We start from the raw sequence: 24,310 nt of genomic DNA on the forward strand, positions 1-24,310 counted from the left end.
GACCAGCAGTAAGGGAACTATGTGAAGCGAAGCAGTCCGCTGTCACCGCTGTTGCTGGGAGCCTTCGGGCTCGTGGCGCTGAATTTCCACCCGGGTGCCCAGGCAGCCGATGATATAGACCCTCAACTGCGCCAGATCGGGCCATCGCTGTTACGCGATGCGCCCGAGGCGGTGCCTGCCCGGCCGCCGAGCGGCATGGCCCCGGTGGCCAGTGGCGAACGCCTCGGGTTGACAGACGCGGTGCTGCAGGCCGCGCAATGGCACCCAAGCATCGCCGAAGCCATCGGCAACCTGTACAAGCAGGGCGAAGGCATCAACGTCGCCCGCGCGGGTTACTACCCGCAGATTTCCGGCGGTATCCGCACCGGTTACGACACCGGTTATGGCGGCGACCGCAACAGCCAGGCCCTTAACCTGTCGCTCAAGCAGATGCTCTACGACTTCGGCAAGGTCGACAGCGCCGTCAGCGCGGCTCAGGCTGCCGCTGCCCGCGCCCAGGCCAATATCCTGCTGGTGGTCGATGACTTGGCCCGTGACACCGCCTACGCCTGGATCGAAACCCGCCGCTACGAACAACTGATGACCATTGCCCGTGACCAGATCCGCGGGGTCGGCGACATTGCCGGCATGGCGCGCCAGCGGAGCGACATGGGCGCCAGTACCCGTTCCGATGTGGTGCAGGCTGAGTCTCGCGTGGAAAGCGCCCGCGCCACGCTGGAGGAGTACCAGTCGCAATACGAGCGCTGGCGCTCGACCCTGGCTGCGCTGATGGGGCGCGTCACCCCGCCGGCCCTGGCCGAGGGCACGCCCAACGAACTGAACCAGGCCTGCAAACGCCCCGCACAGGGCGGTGACCGCCTGCCGGCGGTGCTGATGGCCCTGGCCCAACGCGCCCAAGGCCAGGCGGAACTGGCCCAGGCCAAGGCCGAGGCCTACCCCACCTTGTCGTTGCAACCGCAGGTCAACCACTACCTGGACGACGACTACAACCGCGACAACGCCAGGCTGGACCGTACCCAGGCAGGCATCTACCTGAACGTCGAAGTGCCCATTTACCAGGGCGGTGCCATCAGCGCCCGAAGCCGCGCCGCTGGCCATGCCCTGACCGCGGCCGACTCCGCCGAGGACGCCGCCCGCCTGCAGGCTCGCCGCGGCCTGGCCGAGGCCGTGGCACAAACCTCCGGGCTGGGTCGACGACTGAGCTCGCTGGAAGCGCGCCAGGTCAGCATTCAGGAAGCACGCATGCTTTACGGCCGCCAATACCTGGACCTGGGCACCCGGCCACTGCTCGACCTGCTCAACGCCGAGCAGGAGATCTATCAGTCTCGCTTCGAACTTGCCGGCACCCGCTCCGATCTGCTGCGCCTGGATGTCGACTGCCTGTACAACACCGGCGCCCTGCGCACGGCCTTTGGCCTTGAGGGGCGCAACCTGCAAGGTGTGGAGATCCAGCCATGAGCGATTCGATCAATGTGACCCTGCCCAACCAGGCTCCTGCTGCCGCCGCAGACCAAGCCCACCGGCCAGATCTCGGGCCATGGCTGGAAGTGATGCTTCAGGTCGCGCACCACTACCGCCTGGATGTATCGCCCCAGCGCATTCGCCTGGCCGCTGTCGAGGATGCCCGACCGCTCGACGAAATTCTCCGGCACATGGCCCGCCAGGCCGGGCTGGCCCTGCGCTTCGTGCGCTTCGATGCCAAGGGCCTGCGGCAATGGCGCACCCCGCTGGTGCTGGAGCTGGACGATGGCCAGTTGGCTGTGGTCGAGTCAGTCACCGAGGAAGACGACCTGGCAGTGGTGTTTGCCGGTGACCAGGGCCTGACCTCGCGCCTGCCCCGCGACACCCTCAAGGGCCGCATCAACCGCGTTGCCCTGCTGCGCCCGGCACGGCCACTGCGCGACGTGCGTACCGACGACTACACCGCACCTTACGACCGCCACTGGTTCGCCCGTATCGTGCTGCGCGATTTGCGCCCGTACGGCCAGGTGATGGTGGCCTCGCTGGTGGCCAACGTGCTGGCGCTGGCCGGGGTGCTGTTCTCGATGCAGGTGTACGACCGGGTGATCCCCGCGGAATCGCTGCCGACCCTGTACGTGCTGTTTGGCGGTGTCGTGCTGGCGCTGGTGTTCGACTTCAGCATGCGCCTGCTGCGGTTGAAAGTGAGCGACCTGCTTGGCAAGCGCGCCGACCTGCGGGTAAGTGACCTGGTCTACGGCCATGCCCTGCGTCTGCGCAACTCGGTACGGCCGAAGTCCACCGGCTCGTTCATCTCGCAACTGCGTGAGCTGGAGTCGATCCGCGATCTGATCACGTCCAGCACCGCCACGGCGCTGGCCGACCTGCCGTTCTTCCTGCTGTTCCTGTTCGTGTTCTGGCTGATTGGCGGTGTGCTGGTGTTCATCCCGCTGGTCGCGCTGCTGGCCATGGTCTTGCCAGGCTTGCTGGCGCAACGGCGCCTGGCGCGGCTGGCCAACGCCTCTATGCGCGAATCGGCGCTGCGCAACGCCATGCTGGTGGAAAGCATTCAGGGCCTGGACGAAATCAAGGCACTGCAGGCCGAAGCACGCTTCGAGCGCCAGTGGAACCAGTACAACGCCGCCTGTGCCCATACCAACCTGCGCCTGCGCACCCTCACCAACGGCCTGGTAACGTGGACCCAGAACGTTCAGGGGGCGGTGTTCGCCGTGGTCATCGTGGTTGGCGCCCCCATGGTAATCGCCGGCGACCTCACCACCGGTAGCCTGGTGGCAGCGTCGATGCTTTCATCGCGAATGATGGCGCCGCTGGCCCAGCTGACCCATGTCCTGACCCGCTGGCAACAGGCCAAGGTAGCGCTGCAAGGCCTGGACAAGCTGATGCAGTCGCCGGTCGACCACCCTGAAGGCGAAGCCCGCGTGCACCTGCCGGCCATCCGCGGCGAGTACCGACTGCGCCAGGCCAACTTCCGCTACAGCGAAGAGTCCCCGCCGGTGCTGAACATCGGCCAGCTGGATATTCAGCCTGGCGAGCGCATTGCCGTGCTCGGGCGCAACGGCGCCGGCAAATCCACCCTGCTGCAAGCGCTGGGCGGGGCCATGGACCTGGTCCAGGGTGAAGTCAGCCTGGACGGCATCGCCATGGCCCACCTCGATCCTGCCGACCTGCGTCGCGACGTCGGCCTGCTGCCGCAATACGCACGGCTGTTCCACGGCACCCTGCGGGAAAACCTCACCCTCGGCGCCGGCCAGGCCAGCGACCAGGAACTGGTGGCCGCGCTGGCCGCCACTGGCGCACTGGACTTCGTCCGCCGCCTGCCCAAGGGGATGGACCACCTGATCCTTGAAGGCGGCCTGGGCCTGTCCGGCGGTCAGCGCCAGGCGCTGGTGCTGTCCCGCCTGCTAGTGCGCCAGCCGCAGGTCCTGCTGCTGGACGAACCGACCGCATCGCTGGACGACATGACCGAGCGCAAGCTGCTGGATAACCTTGAGCGCTTCTGCCAGGGCCGCACCCTGGTGATTGCTACTCACCGCCTGAGCGTGCTGCAACGGGTCGACCGCATTCTGGTACTCGATGGCGGGCGCATCGTCATCGATGACACACGCGATGCCGCACTGGCCAAACTGCAAGGAGCGCAGGCATGAGCAACCATGAACTCCCGGCCTCCTACCTGGACGGCCAGGACGACCAGGCGGTATTCCGCGCCAGTCGTATCATCACCCTGTGCGCGCTGATGCTGGCGGCGTTCGTGGCCTGGGCAGCCTGGTTCGAGGTCACGGAGGTCTCCACCGGCACCGGCAAGGTCATCCCAAGCTCACGGGAGCAGGTGATCCAGTCGTTCGAGGGCGGCATCGTCGCGCAGATGAGCGTGGCCGAGGGCGACCTGGTCGAGCGCGGCCAGATCCTGGCCCAGCTCGACCCAACCAAGACTGCCTCCAGCGTGGGTGAAAGCGAGGCCAAGTACCGCGCGGCCAAGGCCAGCCAGGCGCGCCTGCAGGCCGAGGTAACCGGCAAGCCACTGACCTTCCCAGCCAGCCTGCGCGACTCGCCCGAGCTGATCGACGCCGAAACCGCCCTGTACCAGACCCGCCGCCGCGGCCTGGAACAGACCCTGGCAGGGATCGAGGACTCACTGCAACTGGTGCGCAGCGAGCTGAAGATCACCGAGAACCTGGCCAAGATGGGCGCCTCGAGCCGGGTCGAGGTGATCCGCCTGAACCGCCAGCGTTCAGAGCTGGAGCTCAAGGCCAACGAGGCGCGCTCCGACTACCTGGTGCGAGCCCGGGAAGAACTGGCCAAGGCCAGCGCCGAGGCCGACAGCTTGTCGGAGGTGGTCCGCGGGCGCAGCGACTCGCTTACCCGCCTGACCTTGCGCTCGCCGGTCCGCGGCATCGTCAAGGACATCGAGGTCAATACCTTGGGCGGCGTGGTGCAACCCGGTGGCCAGGTGATGAAGATCGTACCGATGGATGAGCGCCTGCTGATCGAAACCCGTATCGCCCCACGCGACATCGCCTTCATCCACCCGGACCAGGCGGCCAAGGTCAAGATCAGCGCCTATGACTACTCGGTCTATGGTGGGCTGGATGGCAAGGTGGTGGGGATCTCGCCGGATACCTTGCAGGATGAGGTGAAACCAGAGATCTATTACTACCGGGTGTTCATCCGCACCGAACAGGACAGCTTGCAGAACAAGGCCGGCAAGCACTTCGCGATCGTGCCAGGGATGATTGCCACGGTGGATATCCGTACCGGCGAGAAGACCATCCTCGATTACCTGATCAAACCGCTGAACCGAGCCAGGGAGGCACTGCGCGAACGGTAGGGCATGACGGAAGATTTGCGCTGCCAGTGAGACCGAGCGCCGCGCGGGCGGCGCTCGGTCTCACTGGCAACACAAAAACCAAGGCGACCCCACCCACTGCCATCAATACCCTAAAGCCAGCCGCCAAAGCGCCGATAACGGGTTATCCCCTGTTCCCCACCGAAGGTCACCATGGCCACGCAAAAAGCCCGCGCGGACTCGCTTTCGCTGCTGCTGTTCACCCTGCGCAGCGGCAAGTTGATGGCTATCAACCTGCTCAAGGTCAGCGAAATCATCCCCTGCCCGCCGCTGACCAAACTGCCGGAATCGCACCCCAACGTGAAAGGCGTTGCGACCTTGCGTGGCCATTCGCTGTCGGTCATCGACCTGTCTCGCGCCATTGGCGAGCGGCCGCTCGAAGACCCGCAGGGCGGCTGCCTGATCGTCACCGAGATCAGCCGCTCGCGCCAGGGCCTGCACGTGCAGGCGGTCAGCCGCATCGTGCATTGCCTGAGCACCGACATCAAACCGCCGCCCTACGCGTCGGGCAACCGCTCCTTCATCACAGGCGTAACCCGTGTCGACAACACCCTGGTGCAGGTGCTGGACATCGAGAAAGTCATCCACGCCATCGCCCCGCCCGTGGCCGAACCACCCCACGGTACCTTGAGCGAGGAAGACGCCAGCCTGCTGGCCGCCGCCAACATCCTTGTCGTAGACGACAGCCAGGTGGCCCTGCAACAGTCGGTGCATACCTTGCGCAACCTCGGCATCGAGTGCCACACCGCGCGCAGCGCCAAGGACGCAATCAACGTTCTGCTTGAGCTGCAAGGCACCGCCCAGGAGATCAACGTGATCGTTTCCGACATCGAAATGAGCGAGATGGACGGCTACGCCTTCACCCGTACCCTGCGTGAAACCCCCGACTTCCACCACCTGTACGTGCTGTTGCACACCTCGCTGGACAGCGCCATGAGCAGCGAGAAAGCGACCCAGGCCGGGGCCAATGCCATCCTTACCAAGTTCTCTTCGCCAGAGCTGACCGATTGTCTGGTGGTGGCCGCGCGTACCGTGGTGTTCGCCGAGCGCTGATATATTCAGCGACAAACTCCCCGGCTTGCCGTCGGGGGGGAGTCGGGCATAATTCTCGCCCCTCGCAAGCAATTTGCCGGAATCGCGTATGAAGTTTCTCAGCTCCATTTTGATCGGCTGCGCCCTCTTCAGCGGCCTTGCCCAGGCCTCCAGCAGCCAGGCCTGGAACGAGCAGCGCCAACAGATGCTCAAGGCCTGCCTGGCCGCCAGCCAGTTCAAGAACGCCCACGCCCGCGGCAAGCCCGTGGAATTCGATGACCAGGTGGGCATGAGTGCCTTGCTGATCGAGGGCGTCTACCCACAGAAGCACATGAAGCAGCGCACCGGCACCGAACTGTGCCTGTACGACCGCCAACAGCAACGGGCCTTTGTCAGTGAATGGAGCCCGGAGGCCAAGTGACCGACGGCCCGAGCATGCCGCTGGAGCAGCGTGAGCATGTGTTGCGCCGCTCGTACCGAGCTCACTGCGGCAACGACGAAGCGCGCGTGTCGGTGACCTTTGTCGCCTTCACCCCTGGGCCTTGCCGCAACCTCGACGACAACGACCTGTGCATCATCTATGAACAGCTGCCGTTGGTCTGCCGCACCTAGCCTGTAGAAATCAACCTGCATATACCGCTGCGGCCGGAGAACTGAAACTGACACGCCTGTCAGCCAGCGGTCACGCTGCCGACCCGGTTCGGCGGCTATAAGATTGAATACTGACCACCGTTCCCACCCCACTGGCCAAGGTGCCCGCACCGATGCGACGTCCGTCCCGCTCTGCCCTACTTGCCGCCCTGGCACTGTTGGCCCTGGTAGTCGCTGGGAGTTGGTTCGCCCAGCGCCAGCCAGCCCCTGGCCCCCGCGCGCAAGCAGCCATCCCGGTGCGCGTGGTCAGCGTCGCGCAGCAGGACGTACCGCGCTACGCCAGCGCCATCGGCTCGGTGCTGTCGCTGCACAGCGTAGACGTGCGCCCACAGGTCGAGGGGGTGCTGACCCAAGTGCTGGTCAAGGAGGGCCAGTGGGTCAAGCAAGGCGACCTGCTCGCGACCCTCGACGACCGCGCCATACGTGCCCAGCTCGACCAGGCGCGCGCCCAGCTCGGCCAGAGCCAGGCGCAGATCCAGGTAGCCGCTGTCGACCTCAAGCGCTACCGCCTGCTTAGCAGCGATGACGGCGTGTCCAAGCAGACACTCGGCCAGCAGCAGGCACTGGTCAACCAGCTGCAGGCCACGGTCAAAGGCAACCAGGCGGCCATCGCCAACGCCGAAGTGCAGCTGTCGTATACCCAGATCCGCTCACCGGTAACCGGCCGTGTAGGCATTCGCAATGTCGACCCAGGCAACCTGGTGCGCACCAGCGATACCCAAGGCCTGTTCAGCGTCACCCAGATCGACCCCATCGCCGTGGAGTTCGCCCTGCCGCAGCAGATGCTGCCGACCCTGCAAAGCCTGCTCCAGGCACCCGCCCCGGCACTGGTGCAGGCTTACATGGACGCCGACGGAGAACGCAGCCTGCTCGGCGAAGGTCACCTGGCCTTGATCGACAACCAGGTTTCCGCCACCACCGGCACCGTGCGGGTGAAAGCCGAGTTCGACAATAAAGCTGGCCGCCTGTGGCCAGGCCAGTTGGTCACCATACGCCTGCGTACCGCCGTGGATGAAAACGCCCTGGTAGTACCGCCGCCAGTGGTGCAACGCGGGGTCGACGGGTATTTCGTCTACCGCCTGGAGGGTGACAAGGTCACCAGCGTGCCGGTCAAGGTGCTGTACCAGGACAGCGGGCAGAACATCATTGCCGGGGTCAAGCCGGGCGAGCGCCTGGTGCTCGATGGCCAGTCGCGGCTCAAGCCGGGGGCACGGGTCGAGGTCACCCCCAACGCGCCCGCACCGTCGGAAATGGCCGACAGCCGGGGCCAGCCATGAACACGCGCAACGGTGTTTCGGCCTGGTGCATCGACCACCCCATAGCCACCTTGCTGCTGACCTTCGCCTTGGTGCTGCTGGGGGCCATCGCCTTCCCGCGCCTGCCGGTGGCGCCGCTGCCCGAGGCCGACTTCCCGACCATCCAGGTCACCGCCCAGTTGCCTGGCGCCAGTCCGGAAACCATGGCCTCCTCGGTCGCCACGCCCTTGGAAGTGCAGTTCAGTGCCATCCCCGGCATGACCCAGATGACCAGCAGCAGCGCGTTGGGCTCGACCACACTGATTCTGCAGTTCACGCTGGACAAGAACATCGACACCGCCGCCCAGGAAGTGCAGGCGGCCATCAACACCGCCACTGCACGCCTGCCGCAAGACCTGCCCAACCCGCCGACCTGGCGCAAGGTCAACCCGGCCGACAGCCCGGTGCTGGTAATGACGGTCAGTTCCGACCAGATGCCCGGCAACGACCTGAGCGACTACGCCGAAACCCTGCTGGCCCGGCAGCTGAGCCAGATCGAAGGGGTCGGCCTGATCAACATCACCGGGCAACTGCGCCCGGCCATTCGTGTGCAGGCGCAACCCGAGAAGCTGGCGGCCATCGGCCTGACCCTGGCCGACCTGCGCCAGGCCATCCAGCAGACCAGCCTGAACCTGGCCAAGGGCGCGCTGTACGGCGAGCACAGCGTGTCGACCATTGCCGCCAACGACCAGCTGTTCCACCCCGAGGACTACGCCCAACTGATCGTCTCGTACCGTGACGGCGCCCCCGTGCACCTGAAGGACGTGGCGAAGGTAATCAACGGTGCCGAAAATGCCTACGTCAAGGCTTGGTCCGGTGACAAGCCGGGGCTCAACCTGGTGATCTTCCGCCAGCCCGGCGCAAACATCGTCGATACCGTGGACCGCGTCATGGCCGCCCTGCCCAAGCTGCAGGAGATGCTGCCGGCTTCGGTCGAGGTGTCGGTGCTGCAGGACCGCACCCAGACCATCCGCGCCTCGCTGCACGAAGTGGAGCTGACCCTGATGATCGCCGTGGTCCTGGTGATCGGGGTGATGGCGCTGTTCCTGCGCCAGTGGTCAGCGACCCTGGTGGTGTCCAGCGTGCTTGGCGTGTCGCTGATTGCCAGCTGCGCGCTGATGTACATCCTCGGCTTCAGCCTGAACAACCTGACCCTGGTCGCTATCGTCATTTCAGTGGGTTTCGTGGTCGATGACGCCATCGTCGTGGTGGAGAACATCCATCGCCACCTGGAGGCCGGCGATGACAGCCGCACGGCAGCGCTCAAAGGCGCCGGGGAAATCGGCTTTACCGTCGTGTCGATCAGCTTCTCGCTGATAGCCGCGTTCATCCCGCTGCTGTTCATGGGTGGTGTGGTTGGCCGGCTGTTCAAGGAGTTCGCCCTTACTGCCACTTCCACCATCCTGATTTCGGTGGTGGTTTCGTTAACCCTGGCGCCTACCCTCTGCGCGCTGTTCATGCGCCGCCCGCCCGGCGAGCACAAGGGCGGTTTTGGCGAGCGCCTGGTCAAATGGTACGAGAAGGGTCTTGACCACGCCCTTGCCCACCAGCGCCTGACCCTCGGTGTGTTCGGGGTAACCCTGGCGCTGGCCGTGGCCGGTTACGTGGCCATCCCCAAAGGCTTCTTCCCGTTGCAGGACACCGGTTTCATCCTCGGTACCAGCGAGGCGGCAGCGGATGTGTCGTACCCGTCGATGATCGAAAAACACCAGGCGCTGGCGAAAATCATCGGTGCCGACCCGGCGGTGCGCGCGTTCTCCCACTCGGTGGGCGTTACCGGCAGCAACCAGACCATCGCCAACGGCCGCTTCTGGATCGCCCTGAAGCCACGTGGCGAACGGGATGTATCGGCCAGCGAACTGATCGACCGGCTGCGGCCCAAGCTGGCCCAGGTACCGGGCATTGTCCTGTACATGCGCGCCGGCCAGGACATCAACCTCAGTTCCGGCCCTTCGCGCACCCAGTACCAGTACGTGCTCAAGAGCAACGACGGCGAGGCACTGAACCTGTGGACCCAGCGCCTGACCGAGCGGCTGCGGGAAAACCCGGCGTTCCGCGACCTGTCCAATGACCTGCAACTGGGCGCCAGCGTTACCCGAATCGACATCGATCGCCAGGCTGCGGCCCGCTTCGGCCTGACCACCACCGACGTCGACCAGGCGCTGTACGACGCCTTCGGCCAGCGGCAGATCAGCGAATTCCAGACCGATACCAACCAGTACAAGGTCATTCTCGAACTGGATGCGCACCAGCGCGGCAAGGCCGAAAGCCTCAACTTCTTCTACCTGCGCTCGCCACTGACCAACGAAATGGTGCCGCTCTCGGCGTTGGCCCATGTGGCGCCGCCCAGCACCGGGCCATTGTCGATCAGCCACGACGGCCTATTCCCGGCGGCCAACCTGTCGTTCAACCTGGCACCCGGTGTGGCTTTGGGCGATGCGGTGAGCATCCTCGACCGCACCCAACGCGAACTGGGGATGCCCGATTCCATCAGCGGCAACTTCCAGGGCGCGGCGCAGGCCTTCCAGAGCTCGCTGTCGAGCCAACCGTGGCTGATCCTGGCGGCGCTGGTGGCGGTGTATATCATTCTTGGCGTGCTGTACGAGAGCTTCGTACACCCGCTGACGATCATCTCCACCCTACCCTCGGCAGGCCTCGGTGCGCTGATTTTACTGTGGGCCATGGGCCAGGACTTCAGCATCATGGGGCTGATCGGCGTGGTGCTGCTGATCGGTATCGTCAAGAAGAACGGCATCCTGCTGATCGACTTCGCCCTCGAAGCGCAGCGCCAACAAGGCCTTACACCGGAACAGGCGATCCACCAGGCCTGCCTGACACGCTTCCGGCCGATCATCATGACAACCCTGGCCGCCCTGCTCGGCGCGGTGCCGCTGATGTTCGGTTTTGGCGCCGGCGCCGAACTGCGCCAGCCATTGGGCATTGCCGTGGTCGGCGGCCTGCTGGTCAGCCAGGCGCTGACGCTGTTCACCACCCCGGTCATATACTTGGCCCTGGAGCGCCTGTTCCACCGCCGCCAGGCTGCCCGCGAGGCAGCGCCAAGTGCCAGTTAGGACAAGACCATGCGTGTGCTGATCATCGAAGACGAAGAAAAAACCGCTGACTACCTGCATCGCGGCCTGACCGAGCAGGGTTTTAACGTCGACCTGGCGCGCGATGGCATCGACGGCCTGCACCTGGCCCTGGAGGGTGATTACGCGGTGATCGTACTGGACGTGATGCTACCGGGTCTGGACGGCTACGGCGTGCTGCGCGCCCTGCGTGCGCGCAAGCAGACCCCGGTCATCATGCTCACTGCCCGCGAACGGGTCGAAGACCGCATCCATGGTCTGCGCGAAGGTGCCGACGACTACCTGGGCAAGCCGTTCTCGTTCCTTGAACTGGTCGCCCGCCTGCAGGCCCTGACCCGCCGTAGCAGCAGCCATGAACCCCTGCAGGTACAGGTGGCCGACCTGTGGATCGACCTGATGGCGCGCAAGGCCACGCGTGCTGGCCAGCGCCTGGACCTGACTGCCAAGGAGTTCTCGCTGCTCAGCGTGCTGGCCCGCCGGCAGGGTGAAATCCTGTCGAAAACGGCGATTGCCGAGCTGGTCTGGGATATCAATTTCGACAGCGATGCCAACGTCGTCGAGGTGGCAATCAAGCGCCTTCGCGCCAAGCTTGACGGGCCGTTCGACAACAAGCTGCTGCACACCATCCGAGGCATGGGCTATGTCCTGGAAAACCGTGCGGGGTAACTCCATCGCGCTGCGCCTGTCGGCACTGTTCATCCTGGTGGCACTGGGCGTGTTCCTGCTGATCGGCTCGGCGTTGTATCGCCAGGTCGACCGCAGCCTGGACCTGCTGCCACAAGCGGAGCTGGATGCGCGTTTCAGCGTGCTTGAATCCACCCTCAACCGCTTCGGTACGCCGGAGCATTGGGCCAAGATCAACAACAAGCTCAACCTGCTCAGCGAAGAGGACAAGCGTATTCGCTTTTGGGTGGTCAGCAGCAACCCGGCCTATGAGTATGGCCACCCCAGCGAGCTGGTACGCGCCTTCGCCGAAGGCCCGCAGGGCATGCGCGACCTGCGCCTGCCCGAGCGGCCCTACCCGTACAAAGTGCTGGTGAGCGAGCTGCCGGCGCTGGGTGAACGGCCGGCGCTGCGCTTCATGATCGGTATCGATACCGAAACCTTCTGGCAGGCCCAGCACAGCCTGTTGGTAGCGATTATCGGCCTGGCGGTGTTTGGCATACTGCTGGCATCGGTCCTGGGCTACTGGGTGGCGCGCATTGGCCTGCGCCCCTTGTTGGCACTGTCCAGAGAAGCTCAGGCGCTGGCCCCCCCGCGCTTGAACGGGCGCCTGCAAACCCATGACCTGGCCCCGGAACTGGCGCAGTTCGCTGATGCCTTCAACGCCGCGCTCGACCGGGTCAGCCAGGCTTATTCGCGGCTGGAAGCGTTCAACGCCGACGTCGCCCACGAACTGCGCTCGCCGCTGACCAACCTGATCGGCCAGACCCAGGTGGCGTTGACCCGCGGGCGCAGCGCCGAGCACTACTTCGAGGTGCTGCAATCGAACCTGGAGGAACTGGAGCGCCTGCGCAGCATCATCAACGACATGCTGTTCCTGGCCAACGCCGACCAGGGCAGCAAGGCTACCGCCCTGACTCAGGCGTCGCTGGCCGAGGAAGTGGCGACCACCCTCGACTACCTGGACTACATCCTTGAGGACGCCCAGGTCAGCGTCAGCGTCAGCGGCGATGCCCAGGCGCCGATCGAAAAGGCGCAGTTGCGCCGGGCACTGATCAACCTGCTGAACAACGCCGTACAGCACACCGCACCGCACCAGGTGATCCAGGTGCAGATCGATGCCGGGACCGAGCAGGTCAGCATCGCCGTGAGCAACCCTGGCCCGGCGATTGACGACGAGCACTTGCCATTGCTGTTCGAGCGTTTCTACCGGGTGGATGCAGCGCGCACCAACAGTGGTGGCGGTAACCATGGGTTAGGGCTGGCGATCGTCAAGGCGATTGCGCTGATGCATGGGGGGGAGGTGTTTGTGCGCAGTGGTGCGGGGTTGAATACCTTTGGCATGAGGCTGCCGCCCCATACCTGACAAGAGGTCGCGAGCCACAGGGGCTCTAGCATGCGGCTTTGCGCCGAAAGTCCTATTGCTTGTGCAGGGATCGTTACCTTTTGCGCAACAGTGCTTATCGCACTTCGCTCTGTTTCAAGTGTATCGAAAGGACTAACTTTAGCTCGTCCTCATTAGCACTTGCACAGCAAGAAGGTAGTTTCAAATGTCCAACAGTATGGGTATTGCCAGCGTTTTCGTCCTGTCGTCCCTGTTGTTGTCGCCCTTGGCCATGGCCGAAGAATCCCCCGCTTTCGTCGCCCGTAATGCCGAGTTCAGCGCGGTCCATCAAGACGCCCGCGAGACCGTAGCCGCACAGCAGGCAGACGCCGCAAAAGACGCACCCCAGACAGCTTCCAAGGCTTCTGTCGATGCCAACGCCGACAGCTGATCAAGCGCTGTCGCTGCATCCGTTTTCCCTTGGCTACGCCATGGGCACCACCGGTGCCGATATGTTAGCCTTTTAAAGCCGCTGCCGATCAGCGGCTTTTTTTATGTGCTGTAACTCTCAGCCCGGCTGTAACGTTCACCTATAAAAAAGACGCACATTCAAAAATAACAACTGCCCCACCGTCAGACCAAAGGAGCTAGTACCGGTGCCTTCCGCGTTTCGTTTTACCCCGCTTTTCATTGCGTTGACTGCAACGATCCCTTACGCCGCCCAGGCAGATGAAGACAAGGCTGATGGCTTCATCGAAGGTTCGTCGTTCAACCTGCATTTCCGTAATGCCTACTTCAACCGCGACAACCACAACGCCGACGTGCGCGACACCCGCGAGTGGGGCCAGGGCGCGGTGGCGCGCTTCGAGTCGGGCTACACACCAGGTGTGGTCGGGTTCGGGCTGGACGCCCATGCCATGCTGGGCCTGAAGCTCGACGGCGGTGGCGGCCATGCCGGCACCAGCATCCTGCCCGAGCACATCAAGGACGATGGCGAGCTGGGCGCAGCCCCGCACGCGTTCTCCACTGCCGGTGCCGCGGTCAAGCTGAAAGCCTTCGACACCGAACTGAAAGCCGGCGACCTGTTCCTCACCAACCCGGTGATCGCCGGCGGTGAAACCCGCATGCTGCCGCAGACTTTCCGTGGTGTGAGCCTGACCAACACCAGCGTCGACGGCCTGCTGCTCGAAGGCGGCCAGGTGAGCTTCACCCACCCGTACAACCAAAGCGGCCACCGCCGCATCGACACCTACTATGGCTCGCTCGGCGAGCACGACAAGAGCAAACACCTGAACTGGGCCGGCGCGTCGTGGAGCGGTACCCCGAACATTACCGCCAACCTGTACGCCGCCGAGCTGAAGGACATCTGGAACCAGTACTACGCCGACTTCGACTACACCTACGTGGTCAACGACCTGGTCAGCCTGAACCCGGGCGTGCACTTCTACCATACCCAGGACACCGGCCAGGCCCTGCTGGGCAAGATCGACAACAACACCTACAGCGTGCACTTCACCGTCAACGCCGGTTACCACAGCGTTACTGCCGCCTACCAGCGGGTCAATGGCAACACGCCGTTCGACTACATCAACCTGGGCGACAGCGTGTACCTGGACAACTCGCGCATGTACTCGGACTTCAACGCCCCTAACGAGCGCTCGTGGAAGCTGCAGTACAACTATGACTTCGCGGGTGTCGGCGTGCCCGGCCTGACCAGCTCGCTGTCGTACTCGCGCGGTGAGGCGGACTTGACCAAGGCCACCCAGGACACCACCCACTACGACTACTACCGCGCCGACGGCAAGAACGCCACGCACTGGGAACGCGACCTGGACGTGAAATACGTATTCCAGGAAGGTGACCTGAAAGACCTGTCGGTGCTGGTGCGCTATGCCACCCACCGTGGCAGCCAGGGCTATGCCTCGATCGACAGCAACAGCGACAACGATGAACTGCGGGTGATCGTCGATTACCCACTGAACGTGTTCTGATCTTGCGCGGAAAGCATCACCTATAACCCTGTGGTAGCGGGTTCACCCGCTACCACAGGTGTACACGGCAAATCGAAAGTGCAGTAAATCGTGATTCCGTCGGACAAATCTTGTCCGACAATCTCTGCTTCCCTAGAATGTCGCCGCCGCGAATGGCCCTGTCCTTGCAGTAGCGAGCATGCCCACCCAATCCCCGCGTCTAGCACTCTACAGGTCGCACCCGGAGCTGACCCTCAACCTGGGCAGTTGCCTTGCCGTGCTCGCCATCGTGGCCATCGTCAGCTACCTGCTGGCCCGCGAGCGCGACAGCGTGGAGTTGTCGGCAGTGCGGGCGTCGAACAACATCGTGCAACTGATCGAAAGCGATATCCTGCGCAACGTCGAACTTTACGACCAGTCGTTGCAAGGCCTGATCTGGGCGGTCGGGCGCAAGGAACTGCCGCAAATCCCGGGCCCGCTGCGCCAGCGCCTGCTGTTCAACGAGGCCTTCATCGACCGCAAGCGTGGTGACGTGCTGTGGCTGGACCAGCAAGGCAACGTGGTCGGTGATTCCGCCAGCAGCGTGCCGCGCCAGGCCAACTTCGGCGACACGGGGGTGTTCAAGGCGCATCAGCAAAACGCCAACCTCGGGCTGCTGGTAGGCCCACCATTCAAGGCCAAGCTCGGCGGCCTGGAATGGTGCATCAGTTTCAGCCGGCGCATTTCCGGCCCCCACGGCGAGTTCGACGGGCTGGCGGCAGGGGCGCTGCGCCTGTCGTATTTCAGTGAACTGTTCAAGCGCCTGGACATTGGCGACGACAGCAGCATCAACCTGTTCAATGCCGACGGCCAGTTGCTCGCCCGCCAGCCTTCCCACCCGCAAGACCTGATGATCGGCACCAACTACGCCGAACGGCCGAACTTCAAGCGCATCCTCAGTGAGCAGAGCGGCAGCTTCACCGCCCGTTCGGCTACCAGCGGCAAGCCGCGCATGTATACCTTCGCCCGGGTCGCGCAGCTACCGTTGATCGTGCTGGTGGTGCACTCGGCTGATGAGGTGTTCCAGTCCTGGCGCCGCACCGCCATTCTGGTCAGCGCGGCAACCGGGGTGCTGTGCGTGGGCATTCTCTGGCTGACCTTCCTGCTGGGTCGCGAATTACGCCGCCGCCACGACGCCGAACAGGGCCTGGCTACGCTGGCCGCCACCGACAGCCTGACGGGTCTGGCCAACCGCCGCCGGCTGGATCAGGTGCTGCGCCAGGAATGGGCCCGCGCCCAACGCAACCGCAAGCCGCTGGCACTGCTGATGGTCGATGTCGATCATTTCAAGGCATTCAACCAGCGACATGGTCATGCCGGTGGCGACCATGCCTTGCGCGAAGTGGCCAAGACCATTGAGGCGTGCATACGCCGGCCGGCCGACCTGGCTGCACGTTATGGGGGGGAAGAGTTCCAGGTGGTGCTGCCGGAGACCGACCTGGCTGGCGCCCAGCTGCTGGCTGAACGCATCAGGGCCAGTGTCGAGGCACTGGCACCGTTTGCCGACGATGCTCACTCAGTCACGGTGAGCATTGGCATCGGCCTGTCCGGCTCCCAGCACGACTTGAGCCGGGTGCTGGGCGCTGCGGACGAAGCCCTCTACCGGGCCAAGGCCAAAGGCCGTAACCGGGTAGAGGGGCCCGAGGCTTAAGAACGGGCGCGGGCGGCGTTACGCAGGGCCTTGACCTGGTCATGGTTGCGCTGCACACCTTGCAGCTGTTTTTCCACCAGGCTATAGGTCGTGTCGGTGGCAGTGCGGCCCAATTTGACCAACTTTTCGCGGGCTTCCTTGTAGGCCTTCAGGGCATGGTCCTCGCCACGCTCCACTTCGTTGAGCACCGCTTCTTCATCCTTGCCGGTGACCATCGACTTCAGGTTGACCCAACCGCGGTGCAGGTCGCCGCTGATGCTGGTGGAGGTTTCCGGGTCGCCGCCCAGGCGGCGCACTTCGCTCTGCAATTCACCGGCAGCGTTGGCGCATTCGCCAGCACGCTGAACGAAGAACGCTTTCAGCTCTGGGTTCTTCACATCATCGGCCGAGGCCTTGAAACCTTTCTCGCCATCCTTGCTGTACTCGATCAGGTCGTTGAGCACGTCGATAACGTCTTTGTTGGGGTTGCTCATGGTACGAACTCCTTGGCAGGTGATAGTCACCTTTACTGGAGCAGCGTTCGTGCCAACCCTGAGAATTCAATAAATTCCTTTTAAATCAATGCCTTATAAAAATACGAAGGAAGCGTGGTAGCGGTGTTCTGCATGATTGCCGCTTGGGCCTTCGTGCAGATTGCAGTATGGTCGGCGCTTTCCCACAGCCAGGTGCAGCATAGATGAAGCCGGAAACCCTCGAACTGCTGGTGACCCGGACCATGCCCTTTGGCAAGTACCAAGGGCGGGCCATTGCCGACCTGCCCGGGGACTACCTGGCCTGGTTCGCGCGCAAAGGCTTCCCGACCGGCGAGCTAGGTGGGTTGCTGGCGTTGATGCATGAGATCGACCATAACGGCCTGGGGGACCTGCTGGTGCCGTTGCGGCACAAACATCGGCGTTGACCTGTTCCGGCCCCTTGACGGGCACGCCCGCCAAGAGGCCATTGGCCCCGATGGGAGTCTTTACCCTTTCACCGGCGCCACCGCCAATTCCACCCGCTCGCTTTTCTTGATCAGCGCATACACCACTGCCGTCAGCAAGCTGCCCGCCACGATCGCCAGCAAATACAGCAACGCATGGTTGATTGCATTGGGGATCAGCAGCACGAACAACCCGCCATGCGGCGCCATCAGCTTGCAGCCGAAATACATCGACAATGCCCCCGTCAACGCACCGCCTGCCACACTGGCCGGGATGACCCGCAATGGGTCCTTGGCGGCAAATGGGATCGCACCTTCGGAAATGAAGCACAACCCCAACGCCAGTGCTGCCTTGCCCGCCTCGCGCTCGCTCTGGGCGAACTTGCGCCGGGCCATGAAAGTGGCGATACCCAAACCGATCGGCGGCACCATGCCGGCGGCCATGGTCGCCGCCATCGGTGCATAGCTCGATGAAGCCAGCAGCCCCACCGAGAAGGCATAGGCAGCTTTATTGATAGGCCCGCCAAGGTCGACACACATCATGCCGCCCAGCAACAGCCCCAGCAGGATGGCATTGGTGGTGCCCATGCTGTCGAGGAAATGGGTGAGGCCCTCGAGCATTGCCGCTACCGGTTGGCCAACCACGTAGATCATCACCAGGCCGGTGAACAGGCTGGCCAGCAGCGGAATGATCAGGATCGGCTTGAGCGCTTCCAGGCTGCTGGGCAACCGGGCCCAGCGGGCAATGGCCTTGGCGCTGTAACCGGCGAGAAACCCGGCGACGATGCCTCCGATGAAGCCTGCACCCAAGGTGCTCGCCAGCAAGCCGCCGATCATGCCGGGGGCCAACCCTGGGCGGTCGGCGATGGACCAGGCGATATACCCCGCCAGCAGCGGGACCATCAGTTTGAACGCGGCCTCGCCACCAATCTGCATCAGCGCCGCCGGCAACGTGCCCGGCTGTTTGTAGGCCTCGATACCGAACACGAACGACAAGGCGATGAGCAGGCCGCCAGCCACCACCATCGGCAGCATGAACGACACGCCGGTGAGCAGGTGCTTGTACACCCCGGTCTTCTCGCCCTTGGCCGCAGCCGTCACCGCTGCGGCGTCAGCGCTGCTTTCCACTTTGCCTTCCGCCAAGGCCTTGTCCAGGGTGGCCCGCGCCTGCTTCAGGGCGATGCCGGTGCCGCAGCGGTAGATGCGTTTGCCGGCAAAGCGCGCAGTGGGTACTTCGATGTCAGCAGCCAGCAGCACCACGTCGGCCTCTGCGATGGCTTCGGCAGACAAAGGGTTGCGCGCACCGACCGAGCCCTGGGTCTCGACAGTGAGCTTATAGCCCAATTGTTGTGCGGCTTGCTGCAGGGCCTCTGCAGCCATGAACGTATGGGCGACGCCGGTCGGGCAAGCAGTGACTGCAACGATGCGCGCGCCTGAACGGTCAGCAACCACAGGGCTACCCGGCACCTCCGCCAGCAAGCGGGCGTTGGCCGCGGCTTCATCGAGGAAGCCTTCGCGGTCAGCCAGGGCCTGCGACGGCGTGCTCTGGAACAGGCGCTTGCCCACAAAGCGGGCCAGGTCCACGGGGCCGGTGCTGACCACCAGCACCCAGTCGGCCTCGGCGATCTGCGCAGCGCTCAGCTGCCGCTCGGGGTGTTCGGCATCTTGCACCTCGACACTGGTGCTCCAGCCACGCCGCTGGGCAGCGGCAGACAGCAAGCGGGCACTCAGCACACTCGACACCTGGCCATTGGGGCAGGCGGTGACAATGGCAATGTTCATCGGCAACCCTCTTGTTGTTCTGTCAGTTGCACTGCGGCCTCCAGCAGTGCCAGCTGCTCGCGATCGCGAATGCCGAAGCCGACCTGGGTTACGGCCTGGGCTGCGATGGCAGTGGCACGGGTCAAGGTCTGCGCGGGCGCTTCGCCTAGCAACAAGCCGTGAACCATGCCAGCCACCAGCGAGTCCCCCGCCCCCACCGTGCTGGCGACCCGCACCTTGGGCGGGCAGGCATGCAAGGCCAGGTCATGGGTGAACCAGCTGACACCTTGCTCGCCCGCCGACACCACCACATGTTCGACGCCACTGGCCAGCAGGCGCTCGGCGGCAGCGCGCTGTTGCGCCGGGTTATCCACAGCCACCCCAAGCACCTCGCCCAGCTCTTCGGTATTGGGCTTGACCAGCCAGGGTGCGCTCTGCAGGCCGACACGCAGGGCGTCGCCGCTGCTGTCCAGGGCCACCTTGAGGCCTTGCGCCTTGAGTTGTTCGAGCAACTGGCGGAACCAGTCGGTATCGATCCCGCGCGGCAGGCTGCCAGCCACCACCACCGCGTCGTGGCCCGAGGCAAGCTGTTCCAGGCGGCGCAGCAAGGCAGTGCGTGCCGCCTCGTCCACTTCCGGGCCCTGGCCGTTGATGTCGGTGACGCGGCCATCCGCCTCGACCAGTTTGATGTTGCTGCGGGTTTCGCCCGGGACGCGCACAAAGCAGTCGGCAAAACCCCGCCAGCCGATCAGCGCCTCGAACGGCTGCAAGTTGTCTTGCCCGAGAAAACCGCCAACGGTCACGCTGTGCCCCAAGTCGGCCAGCACCTGGGCAACGTTCAGCCCCTTGCCGGCAGCATGGCTGTGCTGCGCCTGGCTGCGGTTGACCTGCCCCGGGCGCAGGGTGCCCAGGCCAACGGTGATATCCAGTGCCGGGTTCAATGTGAGGGTGAGGATCTTGGCCATTCAGTAACGCTCCACCAGCGCGCGAACCGCTGCGGCGCTGTCCTGTTGCAGTGCCTCGCGCGCCAGGGCGCGGGCTGTCTGGTGATCGGCCTGGCGGACCAGGGCCTTGACTTCGGCAATACTGCGCGCGGCGACGCTGAGCTCGTCCACGTCCAGCCCCAGCAGCACGGCGACCGCCTGCGGGTCGGCGGCCAGCTCACCGCACACACCTACCCATTTGCCGTGGGCGTGGGCGGCGCGTACGGTCATGTCGATCAGGCTCAGCACCGCTGGGTGCAGGCCGTCGGCCTGGGCCGAGAGGCTGGGGTGGCCACGGTCGATGGCCAAGGTGTATTGGGTCAGGTCGTTGGTGCCGATGCTGAAGAAGTCCACTTCGCGCGCCAGTTGCGGTGCCAGCAGGGCTGCCGAAGGCACTTCCACCATGATGCCCAGCTGCAGGTCGGCCACAGGGTGTTCTGCCCGCAGGCGCTCGACCATGGCCCGCGCCTCGCGCCACTCGTGTGCCTGGCCAACCATCGGGAACATGATGCGCAGCGGGCGCTGGTCGGCTGCGCGCAACAAGGCGCGCAACTGGTCTTCCATCACCTGCGGGCGCTGCAGGGTCAGGCGTACGCCACGCACGCCGAGAAACGGGTTTTCTTCGGCCGCGATCGGCCAGTACGGCAGCGGCTTGTCACCGCCGACGTCCAGGGTGCGCACCACCAACGGGCGCCCGTCCAGGCCATCGAGGACACGGCGGTATTCGGCTTCCTGGGTGGCCACGTCCGGCGCTTGCGGGTGGGCCATGAAAATCAGCTCGGTGCGCAGCAGGCCCACGCCTTCGGCGCCCTGCTCCACCACCTTGGCGATGCCGCTGCTGTCGCCAATGTTGGCGAACACCTCGACAGCGTGCCCATCGCGGGTGACGGCGGGCTCGAAGCGGTTGGCCCAAGCGGCCTGCAGACGCTGCTCGCGCAGGTCGCGCTCGGCCAGCGCCCGTTGCAGTTCATCCGCTGGCGGGGCGACGCTGACCAAGCCGCGCTGGCCATCGAGCAGCAGCGCTGTGCCGCTTTCCAGCAACAGTACCGACGCACCTGCGCCGACCACTGCCGGGATGCCCAGGGCACGCGCGACAATGGCACTGTGGGCGGTGGCACCGCCCTGGGCGGTCACGATACCGGCGACCCGTTCGGGGTCCAGGCGGGCGACATCGGACGGGCCGACTTCGGTCATCACTAGCACGTAGGGTTGCTCGGGCTCGACCTGCGCCTGCACGCCACACAACTGCGCCAGCACGCGGCGGCCAATGTCACGCAGGTCGGCGGCGCGCTCGGCGAGCAAGGCATCGTGCAGCGATTCCTGCTGACGGGCGGCCGCTTCAATCACGGCCATCCATGCCGCCGCAGCACTTTCGCCCTGGGCCAGGCGCTGCTCGACATCGTCGCTCAGGGCAGGGTCGGCGAGCATTTCCTGGTGGGTGACGAAGATCTCGCCAATCGCCTTGTCGCTGCGCTGCACCAAGGCCTGCAGTTCGCCGTTCACGGTAGCCAGGGCTTCGCGCAGTTTCTGCCGCTCCTGCGCACACGATTCGCCGCGCAGGGGGTAGTCGAACGCCCGCTCCACGCACACATGCGCCGGGCCACAGGCAATGCCGGGGGCCGCACCCACGCCCTGAATGTGGCTGCCGGCAACGGGGGCCTGCAACACTTCAGGTACGAGATCGGCAACGGGCGCAACGCTCTGCGCCAGCGGCTCCACCTCCTCGCCCAATCCCTGTTCGATGGCGGCCAGCAGTACTGGCAAGGCGTCGGCGGCAATACCTGGCTCGGCCACCAGTTCCAGCGCCTGGCCGCGGCGGGCGCCAAGGCTCAGCAGCTTGCTCAGGCTCTTGACCGACACCGCCGGCTGCGCACTGTCGACCAGTCGCACACGGATCTCACCTTCAAAGCCTTTGGCCAATTGCGCCAGCACCTTGGCCGGGCGGGCATGCAGGCCATGGGGGTTAGCCAACACGATACGCGCGCTGGGCCAGTCGGCCGGCGCCTCGCCACCCAGCACTTCCAGCACGGCTCGGCTGCTGGTGGCCTGGTAGAGCGTCTGCCCGCGGCCTTCGATCAGCACTTCGCACAGGCGCTCGAGCAAGGCCTGGTGCGCAGCGCCGAGGCTGGCCAGGCAGAACAGGCCGTTGAGCGGCTGGTCGCGGTAACGCAACGGCTGTTGCGGGGTGATGAAGGCCAAGCCCGGCTGGCGCACCTGGCGCTCGCTGTGCAGCCACCACAAGCCCTCGCCCAGGGGCAGAGGCTCGGCCTGTTGCAGCACTGCGGCAAAGCCACTGTCGACACAGTCGGCGCGCTGCAACAAGCGGGCACCGCGCCAGGCCAGCTCGTCAAAATCTTCGGCTGGCAGGTTCAGGCCGACCAGTTGTGCATCCAGCGCCAGCGCCTGGGGCGCCCCCTGCAACAGCTTGAGCAGCGCCTCGGCAGAACTGGCCCGGCGCAGCGCTTGCGCCAGATCGGTCTCGCCCAGGGCTCGGGTCAGCAGTTGCAGAAGGCGCAGGTGTTCGTCGGAACGGGCGGCGATACCAATGGCCAGGTACACCATCTGGCCATCACCCCAGTCCACCCCCTCGGGGAACTGCAACAGGCGCACGCCGGTGGCATACACCAGGTCACGGGTTTGCGGCGTGCCGTGCGGGATGGCGATGCCCTGGCCAAGGAACGTTGAGCCTTGCGCTTCGCGGGCTTGTAGCCCCTGCAGGTAACCGTCGGCGACCAGGCCATCGGCAACCAGCCGCTCCGCCAGCAGGCGCAGTGCGCCGGCTTTGTCGGCGGCCACCTGGCCCATGGCTATCTGCTCCTTGGCGAGCTCGAGCATGACCTTCTCCTTTTGCAGTTCCCGTTCGGGTACTGGAGTATTGTTGTGAAATTCACATAAAGGGCCAGTAAACAGCCTTGCAGGGACGGCAGCCGAGGCAGAAAATTAGGCGGCTGAAACGTTTAATCTGACCAAGTGGCCACGTTACTCGATAATCTGCCGAGGAAAAAGCCCCATCCTGTCGGACAATTGCGACAATGGTCGTCTGCGCGTAATGGCTGATCCGGGTCAAACTACCCGGTCCGCTTTACTGCCAGCCCCGGTAATAACAAGGAAAATTCGGTGAAACTCAGCGATATCGCCCGTCTGGCCGGTGTGTCCGTGACCACTGCCAGCTACGTCATCAATGGCAAGGCTGAACAGCAGCGCATCAGCAACAGCACCGTCGAGCGGGTACGCGCGGTGGTCGAGGCCCATGGCTTCACCCCCAACCCGCAAGCTGCTGGCCTGCGCAGCCGGCATACCCGCACCCTGGGCTTCATTCTCCCGGATCTCGAGAACCCCAGCTACGCCCGCATTGCCAAGCAGCTGGAGCAAGGCGCCCGCGCCCGTGGCTACCAGCTGCTGATCGCCAGCAGTGACGACCAGCCAGACAGCGAACGCCAGTTGCAGCAACTGTTCCGTGCACGCCGCTGCGATGCACTGTTCGTTGCCAGCTGCCTGCCACCCGAGGATGACAGCTACCGCGAGCTGCAGGACAAAGGCCTGCCGGTGATCGCCATCGACCGCCGCCTGGACCCTGCACACTTCTGCTCGGTGATCAGCGATGACCGCGACGCCAGCCGCCAACTGGCCGCCAGCCTGCTCTGCGCCGCGCCACGCAGCATCGCCCTGATCGGCGCCCGTCCCGAGCTGTCGGTCAGCCAGGCGCGTGCCGGTGGTTTCGACGAAGCCCTGCAAGGCTATGCCGGCGAAGTCCGCCGCTACCAAGGCGAAGCGTTCAGCCGTGAATGTGGCCAGCGCCTGATGCAGCAACTTATCAACGATCTGGGCGGCTTGCCGGATGCCCTGGTGACCACCTCGTACGTGCTGCTGCAGGGGGTGTTCGATACCCTGCAGGCGCGCCCCGCCGACTCCCGCCAGCTACGATTGGGCACCTTCGGCGACAACCAGTTGCTCGATTTCCTGCCGCTGCCGGTCAATGCCATGGCCCAGCAGCATGGCCAGATCGCCGCCATCGCACTGGAGCTGGCGCTGGCCGCCATCGAGGAAAAACGCTACGAACCAGGCGTGCATGCCGTTGGCCGAACGTTCAAGCAACGCCTTCCAGCGGCCTGAA

18 protein-coding genes and 1 pseudogene are annotated in these 24,310 nt (G+C 64.8%); 15 read left to right on the forward strand and 4 right to left on the reverse strand.

Annotation, left to right across the window (positions count from 1 at the left end; translation table 11 throughout):
* Positions 1-21 precede the first annotated feature (21 nt).
* From OO258_RS01265 to OO258_RS01325, 13 genes and pseudogenes are all read left to right on the forward strand, one after another.
* Entirely contained in the window at positions 22-1,458 is a 1,437-nt protein-coding gene (locus OO258_RS01265) for a TolC family outer membrane protein (protein WP_110744965.1), read from the forward strand.
* Positions 1,455-3,623, forward strand: a complete 2,169-nt coding sequence (locus tag OO258_RS01270; RefSeq protein WP_266028545.1) for a type I secretion system permease/ATPase — start codon at positions 1,455-1,457, stop codon at positions 3,621-3,623. The genes OO258_RS01265 and OO258_RS01270 overlap by 4 nt, the downstream gene beginning before the upstream one ends.
* On the forward strand, positions 3,620-4,804 hold the full coding sequence (locus OO258_RS01275) for an HlyD family type I secretion periplasmic adaptor subunit (RefSeq protein WP_266028546.1): 1,185 nt from the start codon (positions 3,620-3,622) through the stop codon (positions 4,802-4,804). The genes OO258_RS01270 and OO258_RS01275 overlap by 4 nt, the downstream gene beginning before the upstream one ends.
* Positions 4,805-4,975: 171 nt before the next feature.
* Positions 4,976-5,875 carry a chemotaxis protein gene (locus tag OO258_RS01280; RefSeq protein WP_266028547.1) on the forward strand — a complete coding sequence of 300 codons (900 nt, stop codon included), beginning with the start codon at positions 4,976-4,978 and terminating at the stop codon, positions 5,873-5,875.
* Between the two features lie 88 nt (positions 5,876-5,963).
* Complete coding sequence (locus tag OO258_RS01285) at positions 5,964-6,275, forward strand: hypothetical protein (RefSeq protein ID WP_266028548.1); 312 nt, start codon at positions 5,964-5,966, stop codon at positions 6,273-6,275.
* Positions 6,272-6,463, forward strand: a pseudogene (locus OO258_RS01290) (YkgJ family cysteine cluster protein); the annotation flags it as partial. The gene OO258_RS01285 and the pseudogene OO258_RS01290, both read left to right, overlap by 4 nt.
* Positions 6,464-6,618: 155 nt before the next feature.
* Complete coding sequence (locus OO258_RS01295; protein WP_266028550.1) at positions 6,619-7,782, forward strand: efflux RND transporter periplasmic adaptor subunit; 1,164 nt, start codon at positions 6,619-6,621, stop codon at positions 7,780-7,782.
* Positions 7,779-10,871: a multidrug efflux RND transporter permease subunit gene (locus OO258_RS01300; protein WP_266028551.1), complete on the forward strand. Its 3,093-nt coding sequence runs from the start codon at positions 7,779-7,781 to the stop codon at positions 10,869-10,871. Before OO258_RS01295 ends, OO258_RS01300 begins: the two co-directional genes overlap by 4 nt.
* Positions 10,872-10,880: 9 nt before the next feature.
* A complete protein-coding gene (locus OO258_RS01305) occupies positions 10,881-11,555 on the forward strand; it encodes a heavy metal response regulator transcription factor (protein WP_110745539.1) in 675 nt (224 codons plus the stop codon).
* Positions 11,530-12,918 carry a heavy metal sensor histidine kinase gene (locus OO258_RS01310; RefSeq protein WP_266028552.1) on the forward strand — a complete coding sequence of 463 codons (1,389 nt, stop codon included), beginning with the start codon at positions 11,530-11,532 and terminating at the stop codon, positions 12,916-12,918. Before OO258_RS01305 ends, OO258_RS01310 begins: the two co-directional genes overlap by 26 nt.
* A 184-nt stretch (positions 12,919-13,102) precedes the next feature.
* The gene (locus tag OO258_RS01315; RefSeq protein WP_266028554.1) at positions 13,103-13,327 is read left to right on the forward strand and encodes a hypothetical protein; all 225 of its coding nucleotides are present in this window, start codon (positions 13,103-13,105) and stop codon (positions 13,325-13,327) included.
* A 205-nt stretch (positions 13,328-13,532) separates the two neighbouring features.
* A complete protein-coding gene (locus OO258_RS01320) occupies positions 13,533-14,867 on the forward strand; it encodes an OprD family porin (protein ID WP_266028555.1) in 1,335 nt (444 codons plus the stop codon).
* A 178-nt stretch (positions 14,868-15,045) separates the two neighbouring features.
* Positions 15,046-16,536: a sensor domain-containing diguanylate cyclase gene (locus OO258_RS01325; RefSeq protein ID WP_266028556.1), complete on the forward strand. Its 1,491-nt coding sequence runs from the start codon at positions 15,046-15,048 to the stop codon at positions 16,534-16,536.
* On the opposite strand, the gene OO258_RS01330 is transcribed toward OO258_RS01325, so the two are convergent.
* On the reverse strand, positions 16,533-17,009 hold the full coding sequence (locus OO258_RS01330; RefSeq protein ID WP_266028558.1) for a ferritin-like domain-containing protein: 477 nt from the start codon (positions 17,007-17,009) through the stop codon (positions 16,533-16,535). The genes OO258_RS01325 and OO258_RS01330 overlap by 4 nt on opposite strands.
* A 203-nt stretch (positions 17,010-17,212) precedes the next feature.
* On the opposite strand from OO258_RS01330, the gene OO258_RS01335 reads away from it, so the two are divergent.
* Positions 17,213-17,434: a DUF3820 family protein gene (locus OO258_RS01335; RefSeq protein WP_266028559.1), complete on the forward strand. Its 222-nt coding sequence runs from the start codon at positions 17,213-17,215 to the stop codon at positions 17,432-17,434.
* Between the two features lie 60 nt (positions 17,435-17,494).
* On the opposite strand, the gene OO258_RS01340 is transcribed toward OO258_RS01335, so the two are convergent.
* From OO258_RS01340 to ptsP, 3 genes are read right to left on the reverse strand one after another with little or no spacing between them, the layout of a single operon-like run.
* Positions 17,495-19,234 (reverse strand): PTS fructose-like transporter subunit IIB, encoded by a 1,740-nt coding sequence (locus OO258_RS01340; RefSeq protein WP_266028560.1) that lies wholly within the window; start codon positions 19,232-19,234, stop codon positions 17,495-17,497.
* Positions 19,231-20,178: a 1-phosphofructokinase gene (pfkB, locus tag OO258_RS01345; protein WP_266028561.1), complete on the reverse strand. Its 948-nt coding sequence runs from the start codon at positions 20,176-20,178 to the stop codon at positions 19,231-19,233. Before pfkB ends, OO258_RS01340 begins: the two co-directional genes overlap by 4 nt.
* On the reverse strand, positions 20,179-23,031 hold the full coding sequence (gene ptsP, locus OO258_RS01350) for a phosphoenolpyruvate--protein phosphotransferase (protein WP_266028562.1): 2,853 nt from the start codon (positions 23,029-23,031) through the stop codon (positions 20,179-20,181).
* Positions 23,032-23,313: 282 nt separating this feature from the next.
* On the opposite strand from ptsP, the gene cra reads away from it, so the two are divergent.
* Complete coding sequence (cra, locus tag OO258_RS01355; protein ID WP_266028564.1) at positions 23,314-24,309, forward strand: catabolite repressor/activator; 996 nt, start codon at positions 23,314-23,316, stop codon at positions 24,307-24,309.
* Position 24,310: the final 1 nt, after the last annotated feature.

Origin of the sequence: Pseudomonas sp. DCB_BI, assembly GCF_026240995.1 — a bacterium.
GTDB lineage: Bacteria > Pseudomonadota > Gammaproteobacteria > Pseudomonadales > Pseudomonadaceae > Aquipseudomonas.

Excerpts from the sequence above, each read along its gene's own strand:
- OO258_RS01285 (WP_266028548.1), top strand. The coding sequence starts at position 5,964 with ATGAAGTTTCTCAGCTCCATTTTGATCGGCTGCGCCCTCTTCAGCGGC.
- OO258_RS01280 (WP_266028547.1), top strand. The coding sequence starts at position 4,976 with ATGGCCACGCAAAAAGCCCGCGCGGACTCGCTTTCGCTGCTGCTGTTC.
- pfkB (WP_266028561.1), bottom strand. The coding sequence starts at position 20,178 with ATGGCCAAGATCCTCACCCTCACATTGAACCCGGCACTGGATATCACC.
- OO258_RS01305 (WP_110745539.1), top strand. The coding sequence starts at position 10,881 with ATGCGTGTGCTGATCATCGAAGACGAAGAAAAAACCGCTGACTACCTG.
- OO258_RS01275 (WP_266028546.1), top strand. The coding sequence starts at position 3,620 with ATGAGCAACCATGAACTCCCGGCCTCCTACCTGGACGGCCAGGACGAC.
- OO258_RS01325 (WP_266028556.1), top strand. The coding sequence starts at position 15,046 with ATGCCCACCCAATCCCCGCGTCTAGCACTCTACAGGTCGCACCCGGAG.
- OO258_RS01335 (WP_266028559.1), top strand. The coding sequence starts at position 17,213 with ATGAAGCCGGAAACCCTCGAACTGCTGGTGACCCGGACCATGCCCTTT.
- OO258_RS01310 (WP_266028552.1), top strand. The coding sequence starts at position 11,530 with ATGTCCTGGAAAACCGTGCGGGGTAACTCCATCGCGCTGCGCCTGTCG.
- OO258_RS01330 (WP_266028558.1), bottom strand. The coding sequence starts at position 17,009 with ATGAGCAACCCCAACAAAGACGTTATCGACGTGCTCAACGACCTGATC.
- OO258_RS01295 (WP_266028550.1), top strand. The coding sequence starts at position 6,619 with ATGCGACGTCCGTCCCGCTCTGCCCTACTTGCCGCCCTGGCACTGTTG.
- OO258_RS01340 (WP_266028560.1), bottom strand. The coding sequence starts at position 19,234 with ATGAACATTGCCATTGTCACCGCCTGCCCCAATGGCCAGGTGTCGAGT.
- OO258_RS01270 (WP_266028545.1), top strand. The coding sequence starts at position 1,455 with ATGAGCGATTCGATCAATGTGACCCTGCCCAACCAGGCTCCTGCTGCC.
- ptsP (WP_266028562.1), bottom strand. The coding sequence starts at position 23,031 with ATGCTCGAGCTCGCCAAGGAGCAGATAGCCATGGGCCAGGTGGCCGCC.
- OO258_RS01315 (WP_266028554.1), top strand. The coding sequence starts at position 13,103 with ATGTCCAACAGTATGGGTATTGCCAGCGTTTTCGTCCTGTCGTCCCTG.
- OO258_RS01300 (WP_266028551.1), top strand. The coding sequence starts at position 7,779 with ATGAACACGCGCAACGGTGTTTCGGCCTGGTGCATCGACCACCCCATA.